The organism is uncultured Thiodictyon sp. (genome assembly GCF_903946935.1).
GTDB lineage: Bacteria > Pseudomonadota > Gammaproteobacteria > Chromatiales > Chromatiaceae > Thiodictyon.
Window position 1 is genome coordinate 1 of sequence record NZ_CAJAXH010000220.1, and the last position, 14,813, is coordinate 14,813.

12 protein-coding genes are annotated in these 14,813 nt (G+C 64.7%); 9 read left to right on the forward strand and 3 right to left on the reverse strand.

Annotated elements, in window-relative coordinates; genetic code table 11:
- Positions 1–311: 311 nt before the first annotated feature.
- The 3 genes from QZX93_RS19155 to map form a co-directional block, all read right to left on the reverse strand.
- Entirely contained in the window at positions 312–815 is a 504-nt protein-coding gene (locus QZX93_RS19155; protein WP_295390832.1) for a hypothetical protein, read from the reverse strand.
- Positions 816–1,046: 231 nt separating this feature from the next.
- The gene (gene glnD, locus QZX93_RS19160) at positions 1,047–3,665 is read right to left on the reverse strand and encodes a [protein-PII] uridylyltransferase (RefSeq protein ID WP_295390830.1); all 2,619 of its coding nucleotides are present in this window, start codon (positions 3,663–3,665) and stop codon (positions 1,047–1,049) included.
- On the reverse strand, positions 3,662–4,444 hold the full coding sequence (gene map, locus QZX93_RS19165) for a type I methionyl aminopeptidase (RefSeq protein WP_295390841.1): 783 nt from the start codon (positions 4,442–4,444) through the stop codon (positions 3,662–3,664). Before map ends, glnD begins: the two co-directional genes overlap by 4 nt.
- Before the next feature lie 452 nt (positions 4,445–4,896).
- Here map and rpsB point away from each other — a divergent pair, with 452 nt between their 5' ends.
- The 9 genes from rpsB to bamA all read left to right on the forward strand — a co-directional run bounded on the left by rpsB (position 4,897) and on the right by bamA (position 14,807).
- Complete coding sequence (gene rpsB, locus QZX93_RS19170; protein WP_295390839.1) at positions 4,897–5,625, forward strand: 30S ribosomal protein S2; 729 nt, start codon at positions 4,897–4,899, stop codon at positions 5,623–5,625.
- A 149-nt stretch (positions 5,626–5,774) separates the two neighbouring features.
- Positions 5,775–6,659 (forward strand): translation elongation factor Ts, encoded by an 885-nt coding sequence (gene tsf, locus QZX93_RS19175; protein WP_295390829.1) that lies wholly within the window; start codon positions 5,775–5,777, stop codon positions 6,657–6,659.
- Between the two features lie 71 nt (positions 6,660–6,730).
- A complete protein-coding gene (gene pyrH, locus QZX93_RS19180) occupies positions 6,731–7,447 on the forward strand; it encodes a UMP kinase (protein ID WP_295390827.1) in 717 nt (238 codons plus the stop codon).
- Positions 7,448–7,449: 2 nt separating this feature from the next.
- Entirely contained in the window at positions 7,450–8,007 is a 558-nt protein-coding gene (gene frr / locus QZX93_RS19185; protein WP_295390825.1) for a ribosome recycling factor, read from the forward strand.
- 31 nt (positions 8,008–8,038) lie between these two features.
- A complete protein-coding gene (uppS, locus tag QZX93_RS19190; protein ID WP_295390823.1) occupies positions 8,039–8,818 on the forward strand; it encodes a polyprenyl diphosphate synthase in 780 nt (259 codons plus the stop codon).
- Positions 8,815–9,669 carry a phosphatidate cytidylyltransferase gene (locus QZX93_RS19195; protein ID WP_295390821.1) on the forward strand — a complete coding sequence of 285 codons (855 nt, stop codon included), beginning with the start codon at positions 8,815–8,817 and terminating at the stop codon, positions 9,667–9,669. The genes uppS and QZX93_RS19195 overlap by 4 nt, the downstream gene beginning before the upstream one ends.
- Positions 9,666–10,853 (forward strand): 1-deoxy-D-xylulose-5-phosphate reductoisomerase, encoded by a 1,188-nt coding sequence (ispC, locus tag QZX93_RS19200; protein WP_295390820.1) that lies wholly within the window; start codon positions 9,666–9,668, stop codon positions 10,851–10,853. The genes QZX93_RS19195 and ispC overlap by 4 nt, the downstream gene beginning before the upstream one ends.
- Positions 10,854–10,859: 6 nt before the next feature.
- Complete coding sequence (rseP, locus tag QZX93_RS19205) at positions 10,860–12,206, forward strand: RIP metalloprotease RseP (protein ID WP_295390818.1); 1,347 nt, start codon at positions 10,860–10,862, stop codon at positions 12,204–12,206.
- 288 nt (positions 12,207–12,494) lie between these two features.
- Entirely contained in the window at positions 12,495–14,807 is a 2,313-nt protein-coding gene (gene bamA, locus QZX93_RS19210) for an outer membrane protein assembly factor BamA (protein WP_295390837.1), read from the forward strand.
- The last annotated feature ends 6 nt before the right edge of the window (positions 14,808–14,813 follow it).

A 14,813-nucleotide genomic window follows, 5' to 3' on the forward strand; every position in this document is an offset into this window, starting at 1 on the left:
GACCTTTGCCAGAAAATCAAAAACTTCATCGACTATTTCAACAAGACAATGGCCAAACCATTCCGCTGGACCTACCAAGGCAAGCCGTTGGCAGCCTAGCTTGACATGGTCCGAGCACTTTCATCCTGCGGTACTAGGTCGGATTAGGACAGTTGCGCGCTAGCTTCCCGCGGGCCGCTAGGGTGCGAGGCGGAGTCTAGCGGAACAGCCAGGACTCCGACAGTGCCTTACAAGACCCCATCCCGGCCACCTTGCTGCGCGAGTCGGTGCACGAGTGGAAGAAGATCATCAAGCGCACCCTTGCGAACCGCTCATCCCTCAGCATCGCGCAAGCGGAGGCGATTCATGTGGCGATGGCTTGGAGCCCGGTCGGCAGCGACGTAGGGTGGATAAGCGCAGCGCATCCACCAGCGCGGCCGACACCTTGGCTGACCGTAGCGGGTCGGCCCCACCCCGCCGATGTTAAGCGCCCCATAGCGGAAGCAAAGGCCGTCGGCGAAGGCCCCATCGAAGGTGCGCCGGGCGGTGAGGTAGGTGCCGAGCTTCTCGGCGAGCAGGGCATCCCGCGGGCGTCCGGAGAGGTCGGCCATCTCGGTCGCCCAGTCGTAGATGTTCTGATAGTGCCCCCGGCTGAGAAATCGGGAGAGGACCCAGGGGCGCATATTGATGGGGATGCGGCCCTGCGCACGGATATGATCGACGAAGGCAGCCATGGCTGTCGCCAGTGGGCCGTCTGTTGGGCAGCTCGCCTGCAGTGCCGCGGTGCGTTGCTCCAGTGGCGCAGTGTTCGCCCGAGCGATTTCAAATAGGTCCATCAGTTCCAGCCTCTCGAAGTCTCCGGTCTCAAACAGCCTACCACGCCAAATGCGTCCTCAGCACCTCGGGGTATTCAGCGGTTTCCGCCAGTCGCCTGACCACATCGCTTTGATCGGTGTTGTACCCGCGAAACCTGGTTCTCATGTGGCCGGCAGCCGGCGACTTTTTTCGGTGAAAGGGCGTGACAGCAAAAAAACCGCAGGCAACACTGACCCCGCTGTCACGCCCTTTCAAGTCTTGGCGTTACCCTCCAACCGCGCATGAATCTCCCGGCTCAGGCAGGTAAGTGCCGTCTCGCACAGGATCGGCGCCTCGTCCGGGGTGGTGATGAAGAAGACGTCGTCTACCTCGGCGCCGACGGTGGCGATCTTGGCGTTTTGCAGGCGCACCCCGCAGGCCTCGAAGACCTCGCCGACCTCGGCCAGCAGGCCGGGGCGGTCCAGGGTGCTCAGGCGCATCACGGTGCGGCGGTTGGCCTCGTCCACCGAGAAGCTCACACGGGTCTCGATCGGGAAGTGGCGGTGGCTGCGCGGCGGGCGGCGCGCGACCGTGACGCCGTCGCGGGCGTGGGCGCGCAGGTCCGCGATGAGGGTCCCACGGATCTCATCCATCCGGTCAGAGTCGTTGACCGGGTGACCGTCTAGGTCCAACACCTGGTAGGTGTTGACCGCCATGTGGTCGTCGGTGGTCATGACGCGGGCGTCCATGATGTTCAGGGCGAGCTGATCCAGGACCGCGGTGGTGCGGGCGAACAGGTTGGCGCGGTCGGCGGTGTAGACGAAGATCTCGGTGCCGCCGCGGGCGGTGACTGGGCGGATGACCACCAAGGGCAGTTCGCCCGGGTGGGTGTCCAGGATCAGGCGGGTCTGCCAGGCGATCTCGTCGGGTGAGCTGTGCAGGAAGAAGTCCTGGCCGAACCGCAGCCACAGCCGGTCGCAGGCCGCGGGATCGCCGCCGTAGCGTTGCACCAGCCGCTTGGCCTCGGTCTGTTTCAGTTCGATCAGTTCGTGCTGGGCCTGGGGGTGCTCCAGGCCGCGCAGCAGGGCGCGTCGGGTGCTGTGATAGAGCTCGCGCAGCAGGGCGTCGATCCAGCCGTTCCAGCGTTCCGGGTTGGTGGCGCGCGAGTCCGCCACGGTGAGTAGATACAGATAGTCCAGGCGGGTCGGATCGCCGACCAGCTCACCGAAGGACTGGATCACCTCCGGGGCGCCGATGTCCTTGCGCTGGGCGGTCATGGACATCAGTAGGTGTTTCTCCACCAGCCAGGCGACCAGCCGGCTGTCGAACTCGGACAGCCCGTGCAGGCGGCAGAAGTCCCAGGCGTCGCGGGCGCCCAGTTGGGAGTGATCGCCGCCGCGGCCCTTGGCGACATCGTGGAAGAGCCCGGCCAGGTACAGGACCTCCATCTTGGGGATGCGCAGAGTCACCGCGCTGCACAGGGGGAATTCCTCGGCGTGTTCGGCGATGGTGAAGCGGCGCAGGTTGCGCAGCAGGGCGAGCGTGTGTTCGTCGACCGTGTAGACATGGAAGAGGTCGTACTGCATGCGCCCGACGATGTTGGCGAAGGCCGGGATGTAGGCGGCGAGCACCCCGTAGCGGTTCATGCGCCGCAATGCCTGGGTGATGCCACGGGGCTCGCGCAGGCACTCCATGAACAGGCTGCGGGCGCGGATGTCGGCGCGGAAGGCGTCGTCGATGCGGTGGCGGTTCTCGCGGATGGCGCGGATGGTGCTGGCGCGCACCCCGGTCAACTCGGGGTGGGTCTGGAGGATGTGAAAGACCTCCAGCAGGGCGATGGGGTAGCGGCGGAAGACGGTCGGCCCGCTGATCTCCAGAAAGCCGCTGCGTGCCTGAAAGCGCTTGTTGATCGGGACCGGGGGGCCGATGTCGTCGTGCAGCAGGATCGCCTCGCTGAACAGTTGCAGCAGCATCTCGTTTAAGCGGTTGAGCTCCTGCACGGTGCGATAGTACTGCTGCATGAACTGCTCGACCGCGAGGTTGTTGTCGCCGTCGCAGAAGCCGAACCCCTGCGCCAGGGTGCGCTGGTAGTCGAAGAGCACCCGATCCTCGCACCGCCCGGTGAGTCGGTGCAGCGCGAAGCGGATGCGCCACAGGTGGCTCTGCCCCTCGATCAGGGCCTGGTACTCGGGCTCGGTGAGGAAGCCCTGAGTCACCAGTTCGTGCAGGGTGGTGGCGGCGGCAAAATGCCGCTTGGCGACCCAGCCGATCATCTGGATGTCGCGCAGGCCGCCCGGGTTCTCCTTGATGTTGGGCTCCAGGTTGTAGGCGGTGTCGCCATACTTGTGCCAGCGCGCCTGCTGCTCCGCGGTCTTGGCGGTGAAGAAGGACTGGCTGTCCCAGATCCGATCCGGGCCGGTGGCGGTGCGCATGCGCTGGAACAGGGCGGCGTCGCCCGCCAACAGGCGCGCCTCCATCAGGTTGGTCATGACGGTGACATCGGCTTGGGCCTCGTCGACACACTCGGCCACGCTGCGCACGCTGTGTCCGACCCGTAAGCCGATGTCCCAGAAGAAGGTCACCAACTGTTCCAGGGGCTCCTTGAGCGCCGCCTCGGCCGCGGGCTCGGCCAGGATCAGGATGTCCAGGTCGGAACCCGGTTGCAGCTCCTGCCGGCCGTAGCCGCCGACCGCCGCCAGCGCCACGTCCGCGGCGTCCTTGACATGGTGGTGCCAGACCTCGCACACGACCCGGTCGGTGAGCTGGCTCAAGGCCAATACCAGGGCGGTGACCGGCACCCCTTGGTCGAACTCCTTGAACAGGGTCTCGCGCCCGTCCCGCAATTGTTGGCGATAGACCGGGATCAGGTCGCGGAGGTTGGCGTCCGTCATGCGCCGGGGACCGCGGCCCGCTCGTCGGCCCGCAGGGTCAGGACCTCGTGTCCGTCGGGGGTCACCAGCAGCGTGTGCTCCCATTGGGCCGAGAGGCTGCGGTCTTTGGTCACCACGGTCCAGCCGTCCGGCAGCAGCTTGATGAAGCGCTTGCCGGCGTTGACCATGGGCTCGATCGTGAAGCACATCCCCGGGCGCAGGACCAACCCCTCCCCCGGTTTGCCATAGTGCAGCACCTGGGGGTCCTCGTGGAACTCGCGCCCGATTCCGTGTCCGCAATATTCGCGCACCACCGAGTAGCCTTGGGCCTCGACAAACTGCTGGACGGCGTGCCCGATATCGCCCAGGGTGGCGCCGGGGCGCACCACCGAGATACCGCGCCACAGGGCCTCCCGCGTGACCTTGACGAGGCGCCTGGCCAGGATCGAGGGCTCGCCGACACAGAACATCATGCTGGTGTCCCCGTGGTAGCCGTCCTTGATCACGGTGATGTCCAGATTGACAATGTCGCCCTTTTTCAAGCGTTTGTTGGCGGGGATGCCGTGGCAGACCACATGATTGACCGAGGTGCAGATCGATTTGGGAAAGCCCCGGTAGTTCAGGGGTGCCGGGATGCTGCCCTGGACCTTGACGATGTGCTCGTGACAGCGCAGGTCCAGTTCCTCGGTGGTGACGTCCGGCTGGACGTAGGGGGCGATCATGTCGAGCACCTCGGCGGCCAGACGCCCAGCGACACGCATCCGCTCGATCGCCTCGGGGGTCTTGATGTGTACGCTCATAGGGCCTTTGAATGCGTCCATCTGGTATCCAGATTATTAAGGAAAAATTGACAGTCGATTCGCGCCGTCGTTGCCGGGGCGAAGCGGGCTATGGTATAAAACGCGGCACGCCGTCGCAAACGAGCGCCTGAGCGGTGCCTGGCGAAGTCAGGGTCAAGTGCGGGCGTAGGGCTCAGGAGATCAGGGCGGCCGGCGTCCCATCCAAGATTCAAGCGAAAAACTACGGTTTTTCGCTTTATTTTTAGGGGCGCTTGGCAGACCGGGGGTCTTCGGCTGCGGGGCGTCTTAAGTAGTTTAGGTAGCGGCCGCCTGGGCGGTCGGACATTCATCCGCACACGCGTCGTCACATGCTGCCGGGTGCCCGCCAGGTTCATCGCTGAGTGGGTTGCTGCATGGGACGCGTGGAGGCCCAACCCAACACAATTGAGGAAACGATCGTGAGTCAAGTATCCATGCGTCAGATGCTGGAGGCCGGCGTCCATTTCGGCCACCAGACCCGTTACTGGAACCCCAAGATGGGTCCCTTCATCTTCGGGCACCGCAACAAGATCCATATCATCAATCTGGAAAAGACGGTCCCGCTCTTCCAGGACGCACTGAATTTCATGAGCACCCTGTCGGCCAACGGCGGCAAGATCCTGTTCGTCGGCACCAAGCGGGCGGCCCGCGACGCCATCCGCGAGGAGGCGCTGCGCTGCGGCATGCCGTTCGTCAACCACCGCTGGCTCGGCGGCATGCTCACCAACTTCAAGACTATCCGTCAGTCCATCAAGCGCTTGAAGGACCTGGAGGCGATGTTCGAGAGCGGCGGCATCGAGCGCTTCAATAAGAAGGAGGCGCTGGACCTGTCGCGCGAGCGCGACAAGCTGGAGTTGAGCCTGGGCGGCATCAAGGACATGGACGGCCTGCCGGATGCGATGTTCGTGATCGACGTCGGCCATGAGAAGAACGCCGTGACCGAGGCCAACAAGCTGGGTATCCCGGTGATCGGGGTGGTCGACACCAACAACGACCCCAGTAAGGTCGACTATGTGATTCCGGGCAACGACGACGCCATCCGCGCCGTGCGCCTCTATATCGCGGGCAGTGCCGACTCGGTTCTGGAGGGTCGCGACTCCGCGGTCGGGATGGTGTCGGGCCGTGAGAGCGAGTTCCGCGACGCCGCCCCTGGACAGGAATAGCCCGGTCGAGCCCCAGGGGGCGCCCGCTGCGGGTCGCCCCTAGGCGCCTCCCCGCGGTGCCCCCCAGCTGCCCGCGTGCGGGCAACACCCAATTTTGCCGCGTCCCGCCACCTGAGCGGGGCGCCTGAGCAGTACAGAGGATTTGAGGCATGTCGATTACAGCCGCAACCGTTAAAGAACTCCGCGAGCGCACCGGCGCGGGCATGATGGAGTGCAAGAAGGCCTTGGTGGAGACGGGCGGTGACATCGAGGCCGCCATCGATGCGATGCGCAAATCCGGCCAGGCCAAGGCGGCCAAGAAGTCCGGACGCATCGCCGCCGAGGGCGCGGTGGTCATCGAGGTGACTGACGACGGCAAGCACGGCGTCATGGTCGAAATCAACTCTGAAACCGATTTCGTCGCCAAGGATGCCAATTTCGGCGCCTTCGCGGCGGCGGTGGCCAAGACCGCCTTGGCGAGTTCCGCGGCCGATGCCGCCGCCCTGGTGGAGCAGCCGCTCGCCGATGACCCCGCCACCACGGTCAACGCGGCCCGTGAGACGCTGATCACCAAGGTCGGTGAAAATGTCCAGGTGCGGCGCTTGGTGCGTTTCGACGGCGTCGAGGGGGTCCTTTACAGCTATCGTCACGGCCTGCGGATCGGCGTCGTGTTGGAATTGGTGGGCGGCGATGCGGTCCTGGGGCATGACCTGGCCATGCATATCGCGGCCAGCAACCCGGTCTGCCTGAGTGCCGACGAGGTGCCGGCGGAACAACTGGAGCGCGAGCGTGAGATCTTCCGCGCCCAGGCGCTCGAGAGCGGCAAGCCGGCCAATATCGTCGACAAGATGATCGAGGGTCGGATCCGCAAATTCATGGAGGAGGTGACGCTGCTGGGCCAGCCCTTCGTCAAGGACCCCGAGCAGACCGTCGAGAAACTGCTCAAGCAGGCGGGGGCCAGCGTGCGGCGCTTCGCCCGGGTCGAGGTGGGTGAGGGTCTGGAGAAGCGTAACGAAAACTTCGCCGAAGAGGTCATGGCCCTCCAGAAGGATTGACGGCCGGTCCGGGGCGCGCTCGCGCCCCACTCGCCCCACGGCCACGCCCCCATTTCACCTTGAGTGCTCTTATGCCGATCTACCGTCGCATCCTCTTGAAACTCAGTGGCGAGGCCCTGGCCGGCGGCGGTCAGGAGAGCATCGACCCGGACGTGCTCGAAGGACTGGCCGGCGACGTCCGCGACCTGGTCGCTGAGGGGGTCGAGGTCGCCCTGGTGATCGGCGGGGGCAACATCTTTCGCGGTGCGGCGCTGGCCGCCCGCGGCATGGACCGGGTCACCGGCGACCACATCGGGATGCTGGCCACGGTGATGAATGCCCTGGCCATGCAGGATCGCCTGGCGGCGCTGGGGGTGCCGGCGCGGGCGATGTCGGCGCTGTCGGTCGGTGGCGTGTGCGAGGACTATGACCGGGCGCGCGCGCTACGGCATTTGGCGAAGGGGCGGGTGGCAATCTTCGCCGCCGGGACCGGCAATCCCTTTTTCACCACGGATTCGGCGGCCAGCCTGCGGGCCATCGAGATCGGCGCTGACCTGCTGATCAAGGCCACCAAGGTCGACGGTGTCTACTCCGCCGACCCCCTGCGCGTCCCCGATGCGACCTTTTATCCCCGAATCAGTTACGATCGCGCCCTACGCGAGGGGTTGCAGGTGATGGATACGACGGCCATCGTGCTGTGCCGTGACCATGGCCTGCCGCTGCGCGTGATGAATATCAACGAGCCGGGGGCATTGCTACGCTTGGTGCGCGGTGCCGAGTTGGGCTCCCTGGTGGCAAGTGGTGATTGAAGATGATCAATGACATCAAGAAGGACGCGGCGACTCGGATGGGTAAGAGCGTTGAGGCCCTGGGGCACGAGCTGGCGAAGATCCGCACCGGGCGCGCCCACCCGTCGCTGCTGGATCACGTCATGGTCTCCTACTACGGCTCGGAGATGCCGATCCGCCAGGTCGCCAATGTCACCGCCGAGGACTCGCGCACCCTGGCCGTGATCCCGTGGGAGAAGGGCATGGTGCAGGCGGTCGAGAAGGCGATCATGCAGTCCGATCTCGGGCTCAACCCGAACACGGCCGGCACCGTCATCCGGGTGCCCATGCCGGCGCTCACCGAGGAGCGGCGCCGCGACCTGATCAAGGTGGCGCGCCACGAGGCCGAGCAGGCCCGGGTCGCGCTGCGTAACATCCGCCGCGATGCCAATGCCGAGTTGAAGGACATGGTGAAGGAAAAGATGATCTCCGAGGACGACGAACGGCGTGGCCAGGAAATCGTGCAGAAACTCACCGATCAGTATGTCAAGGAGGTCGACGACGTGTTGGCCACCAAGGAAACCGACCTGATGTCCATCTGAGGCGTGTCGAGCGCAGCCGAAACAAGACGACGTGGACACGCTAACCCCCGGCAGCGGGGCACACGATGCTGAACGGCGCGTACCCAGGCACGTCGCCATCATCATGGATGGCAACGGCCGCTGGGCCAAACAGCGCAATCGCGCCCGCACCTGGGGGCACCGCGAGGGTGTCAAGAGTGTGCGGGCGGTGGTGGAGGAGTCGGTGCAGCGCGGGGTCGGTACCCTCACCCTGTTCGCCTTCAGCAGTGAGAATTGGCGCCGTCCGCCCTCCGAGGTCAGTGTGCTCATGGATCTCTTCATGATCACACTGCGTGGCGAGGTGCGCCGGCTCGATGAGAACGGCGTGCGACTGCGGGTGATCGGCGAGCGCTCGGCCTTCAGCGAGAAGTTGCAGCGCCGCATCGAGGAGGCGGAGGGCCTCACCGCCCATAACACCGCCCTGAATCTCCAGGTGGCGGCCAACTATGGCGGGCGTTGGGACATCACCCAGGCGGTGCGCCGCGTGGTCGCCGACGTGGCGGCCGATCGGCTGGACCCCGCCGCGGTGAATGAGCAGGCCATCGCCGCGCGCCTGTCCTTCGCCGACCTGCCCGACCCGGATCTGTTGATTCGCACCGGGGGCGAGAAGCGCATCAGTAACTTTATCCTGTGGCAGTCGGCCTATGCCGAGCTGTTCTTCACCGACCTGCTGTGGCCGGAGTTCAATGCTGCCGCCTATGGCGGGGCGTTGGACGACTTCGCCCACCGCCAGCGCCGTTTCGGTCTCACCGGGGAGCAGGTCGTGGCCGCGTCCGGAGTGGCTGAACAATGAGCGACGCTAAGGTCTTGGCGGCTGGTAGCGCGCTGCGTCAGCGCACCTTGACGGCCTTTATCTTGGGGCCCCTGGTGCTGGGTGCGGTGCTGTGGCTACCCGCGCCTGGATTCGCCCTCTTTATGGCCCTAGTGGTCCTGATCGGCGCCTGGGAGTGGGCTGCACTCAGCGGCGTTGAGGCGCGGGCGGCGCGGGCGGCCTATGTCGTCCTGGTGGCAGTGGGTCTGGGTGTCCTCTGGTTGCAACCTCAGTGGCGCCCCTGGTTGGTCGCCGCGGGTGCCGCCTGGTGGGTCATCCAGACCGTCCTGCTGGCGCGCGTGCAGCATATCGAGTCCCGGCCCGGGTTGGATGCGGTGGGGGCGGCGACCGGACTCCTGGTGCTCGGCGTCGCTTGGGCGGCCCTGATCGAGTTGCGCGCCGCCGTCGCCGCCGGGCCAGTCCTGGTCCTGTTTCTGCTGTTGCTGATCTGGTTCGCGGACTCGGCGGCCTATTTCGCCGGTCGCCGCTGGGGGCGTACCAAATTGGCACCGGCGCTCAGTCCCGGCAAGACCCGCGAGGGGGTCTACGGGGCACTGGCCCTGGCCGGTGTCGGCGGCGTCCTGTTGGGCGCCGTGCTGGCCCCCGGGGCCGGCGGCCTCCTGCTGGCGGTGCTGGTGTGTGTCCTGACGGTCGCCATGTCGGTCGTCGGCGACCTCTATGAGAGCCTGCTCAAACGTCGGCGGGGGGTCAAGGACTCCGGTCAACTGCTCCCCGGGCACGGCGGCTTCCTCGATCGGATCGACAGCCTGACCGCCGCGGCCCCCCTGTTTATGCTCGGTATCACACTCTTGCTCCCGGTGGTAAATACATGATTGGCGTTGCGATACTCGGTTCCACCGGCTCTATTGGTCTCAGCACCCTCGACGTGCTGGCGCGGCACCCGGAGCGTTTCCGGGTCGTGGCCCTGACCGCGAATCGCAACGCGGAGCAATTGGCCGAGCAATGTCGCCGCTATCGGCCGGCCTATGCCGCCATGGCCGATCCGGCGGCCGCCCGCGTGCTCCAGTCCTTGCTCGCGGGGATGCCCGATGCGCCCGAGGTGCTGTCCGGGGTCGAGGGACTGGAGCAGGTCGCCGCCCTGCCGGACGCGCACTATGTGATGGCCGCCATCGTCGGGGCCGCGGGCCTGCCGCCGAGTCTGGCGGCCGCCCGCGCCGGCAAGCGCGTGCTGCTGGCGAACAAAGAGGCGCTGGTGATGGCGGGGGCCCTGTTCATGGATGCGGTGGCCGCGAGCGGGGCCGAGTTGCTGCCCATCGACAGCGAGCACAATGCCATCTTCCAGTGCCTGCCGACTGGCTTTCATGCCGGTCTGGCGCAGGTCGGGGTCGAGCGGATCCTGCTCACCGCCTCCGGCGGTCCGTTCCGTGACTGGCCCGTCGAACGCCTGGCCACGGTAACCCCGGAGCAGGCCTGTGCCCACCCGGTCTGGAGCATGGGGCGCAAGATTTCGGTGGACTCGGCTACCCTGATGAACAAGGGACTGGAGGTGATCGAGGCCTGCTGGCTGTTCGGCACCGGGCCGGAGCGGATCACCGTGGTGGTCCATCCGCAGAGTACGGTCCATTCGCTGGTCCAATACAAGGACGGATCGGTCTTGGCCGAGCTCGGCAATCCGGATATGCGCACCCCGATCGCCCATGCCCTGGCCTGGCCGGAGCGGTTCGACTCCGGGGTGGCCCCGCTCGACCTGGTGGCGCTGGGTCGACTCGATTTTCAGGCCCCGGACCCGGGGCGCTTCCCCTGTCTGCGGTTGGCCTTTGAGTCCGCCCGGGCGGGTGGTTCAGCCCCCTTGGTGCTGAACGCCGCCAACGAGATCGCGGTGGCTGCCTTCCTCGATGGCCGGGTGAGTTTTCCCGGTATCGCCCGGGTGGTGGAGGAGACATTGGCCGCTTCGCTGGAGCAATCCGTGGTGGGGCAGGATTTGGCCGGCCTCGTCGCGCTCGACCAGCGTGCCCGCGCCACGGCCGAACAACTCATCGCCAAGCAGGCCGTCTAGTCCGCCATGTCATTCCCCCACTGGCAGGATATCGGCTATTTTCTGATCGCCCTGACGATCCTGATCGCCGTGCATGAGCTCGGCCATTTCTTGGTCGCGCGCTGGCTCGGTGTCGGGGTGTTGCGCTTCTCCATCGGTTTCGGGCGGCCCTTGCTGCGCTATCGGCGCCGCGCGGACACGACCGAGTATGTGTTTGCGGCCATCCCCTTGGGCGGCTATGTGAAGATGATCGACGAGCGCGAGGAGGAGGTCGCCCCGGAGCAACTCCACCTGGCCTTCAACCGACAAGCCCTATGGCGGCGCGCGGCGATCGTCGCGGCCGGCCCGGCGTTCAATCTGCTGTTCGCCATCTTCGCCTATTGGCTGGTGTTCATGGCCGGTGAGACCGGGTTGCGGGCGGTCGTGGTGTCGGTGGCGCCGGACTCGCCGGCCGCCCAGGCCGGCTTTCAGGAGGGCGACCGATTGCTGCGGGTCGGTGATCGGGACGCCACGATCTGGGAGCAGGCGCTGTTTGCCTTCATGGCGGAGTCTGGCCGCGGCCGTGACTTGCCGGTCAGTGTCCGTGACGCCGCCGGGTGCGCACAGGAGCGTCTGCTCGACGGCGAACGCTTGGCCGCATTGCCCATGGATGCGGGCATCGTGCGGCGCCTCGGACTGAATCCCCGTCCGCCGCACATCCCGGCGATTGTGGGGGAACTCCTCCCAGGCGAGCCCGCAGAGCAAGCCGGTCTGCAACCCGGGGATCGGCTGTTGGCCGGGGACGGTGAGCCGATCCGCGATTGGAGTCAGTTTGTGGAGATGGTCCAGGCCCACCCCGGTCGGGAACTGCATCTAGCGATCGAGCGCTCCGGGGTGCCGTTGGTCCTGCGCCTGACGCCACATGCCTACGAGAAGAATGGCAAGACACTCGGGCGGGTCGGTGCCGCGGTGATGATGGATCGGCTCGAGGTTCGCTATGGCCCGCTGGCCGCGCTGGGGCAGGCGTGGGACCAGACCTGGGACGTCAGCCGACTCACCGTGCGCATGATCGGCCAACTGTTGGTGGGCCGGGCGTCCGTGGAGAATCTGAGCGGTCCGATCACAATCGCCAAGGCGGCGGGAGAGACCGCGAGCAGCGGGTGGGACTCCTTCGTCAAGTTCCTGGCCGTGGTCAGTATCAGCCTGGGCGTCATGAACCTGGTGCCGATCCCCATCCTGGACGGCGGCCACTTACTGTATTTTTTTATCGAGTGGATCAAGGGCAGTCCGGTGTCCGAGTCGGTCCAGATGCAGGCCCAAAAGGTCGGCATCGTCCTGATCGCCGCCCTCATGGGTCTGGCCTTCTACGAGGATCTCGTGCGGGTCTTTGGTTAGCCGCCCCCGATCCCGTATACTAGCGTCTATGGTGGCGGGAAAAATCACTGTCCAACCGCCTATTTTTTCGTCGCGAAGCGAATCTGCCTGTCGTGGGCAGTGTCCGCCTCGTTCAATTGTCGGGCATCTGCAAGCGGCGGGGCGGGTCGATCTCGCACGGGCGCCGTGAGTTTTTCGGTGCCCTTTATTCGCTGTCCCGGGGTGGCCCGCGGCTTGATCTGGGGGAGAGAGTCCTTGCGCGTTTCATCTGCTGACATCGGCGGCGCTCGGCGTCTGTCGCTCGTGGCCATGCTGATCCTGCTCCTGTTCGGTGCCACGGTGTCGGCGGACCAGTTCCAGATTGCCGATATCCGGGTCGAGGGCCTGCAACGCATTGCGCCCGGCACGGTCTTCAATTACCTGCCGGTGCAGGTCGGCGATACGGTGGGGGATGACGTCACCGGCAATATCATCCGCGCACTCTATCAGACCGGGTTCTTCGAGGACGTGCGGGTGGAGCGGGATGGTAACGTCCTGGTCTTGACCGTTCAGGAGCGTCCATCCATCGCCAAGATCGAGTTCGTCGGCAACAAGGACATCGATGAGAAGACCTTGCAGAAGGCCATGGAAGAGATCGGGCTGAAGGAGGGGCGGGTGTTCAATCGCTCGGTGCTGGATCGCATCGAGCAGGAGCTGGAGCGTCAGTATTACTCGCGTGGCAAGTACGGTGTGCTCGTCACCTCCACGGTCTCCCCGCTAGCGCGCAATCGCGTGGCCATCCGCATTGAGGTGACCGAGGGTCTCACCGCCCGCATCAAGCAGATCAATCTCATCGGCAACAAGGCCTTCGACACCAAGACGCTGCTCAAGCTGTTCGAGTTGGGTACCACCAGTTGGTACTCCTTTTACGCGAAGAACGATCAATATTCCAAGCAGAAGCTGGGCGGTGACCTGGAGCGGATGCGCTCGTTTTATCTGGACCGCGGCTTTATCAAATTCGATATCAAGTCGACGCAGGTCTCGATCAGTGCAGACAAGAAAGAGATCTACATCACGGTGGTGATGGATGAGGGGAGTCCTTACACAATAAGTGATATCAAATTGGCCGGACCGCCCGTCGTCCCGGTGGAGAAGGTTTTTCCGCTGATCCAGTTGCGTCGGGGTGAGCCGTTCTCCCGCAAGCTGACCACCGAGAGTTCCGAACGCATCTCCAGCCTGCTCGGCGACGAGGGCTATGCCTTTGCCAACGTCAATACCGTCCCCGACATCAACGAGGCGACCAAGCAGGTGTCCGTCACCTTTTTCGTGGACCCGGGCAAGCGGGTCTATGTCCGTCGCGTCAACATGAAGGGCAACACCCGCACCCGCGACGAAGTGTTGCGGCGCGAGATGCGCCAACTGGAAAGCTCCTGGTTCTCCGCGGCCCTAGTCAAGGATTCGCGCGAACGCCTCAACCGTCTCGGCTATTTCGAAGACGTCAGCACCGAGACCCCGGCGGTCGCGGGTTCGGCGGATCAGGTGGACGTGGATATCACGGTCAAGGAGAAGCCCGCGGGCAATCTGATGGCCGGTATCGGTTATTCCCAGTCCCAGGGTGTTCTGTTAAACGCCAGCATTAATCAGAACAATTTCCTCGGTACCGGCAAGCGCGTCTCGCTGGCGTTCAACACCAGTCAGGCAACCACTCTCTATCAGTTCAGCTACCTGAACCCTTATTACACCGTCGACGGCATCAGCCGCGGGTTTGATCTGTCCTATCGGAAGACCGATTTCAGTCAGTTACTCAACACCACTTACCAGACCTATAACTTGGATGTCGGCGTCGCCGGGGTGAATTTCGGGTTGCCGATCTCGCGCACCAGTCGGGCGGGGCTCGGCCTGCGCTATGAAAATACCAAGCTGGTCTATGACGCGACGATTGCGCCCTTCTACGCCCCGATAGCCGTGTATTTTGCTGCCAAAAATGGTAGCGTATACAATGACTTCGTTTTTAGTGCTGGCTATACTAACGACACCCGTGACCGGGCCGTCTTTCCTACCACCGGGTATAAGCACAGTCTCACTGCCGAGGTCTCCGTGCCTGGCAGCACGCTGACCTATTATCAGGTCGGTTATGAGGGCACGCGTTACATCCCGCTCTTCTCTAAGGTGGTGCTCTCAGCCTTCGGCGATCTGGGTTATGGTGACGGCTACTCCAACCTCAATTCCCTGCCGTTCTTTAAAAACTATTATGCTGGCGGCCCGCACTCGGTCCGCGGTTTCGTCGCCAACAGCCTGGGTCCGCGCGAACTCTCGCTGAATTTCGCTCCGTCGGGCGGTAATCTCAAGATGATTGGTAGCCTGGAGCTCTCGGCCCCGCCGCCATTAGGTGGTGAGATCGAAAAGACGTTGCGGGTGGGGGTCTTCCTGGATGCAGGTAACGTCTGGTTGACCCAGAACGTCTATCAATTTTTGGCTTACAAGACCGGCTTCAACGCTGGTGAGATCCGTTATTCGGCCGGTGTCTCGGCCAATTGGCTGTCGCCGATCGGCGCCCTCTCGATCAGTCTGGGCTTCCCGTTGAACGCCAAGACGGGCGACGATAAGCAGATGTTCCAGTTCGGGGTCGGCCAGACCTTTTGAGGCAGG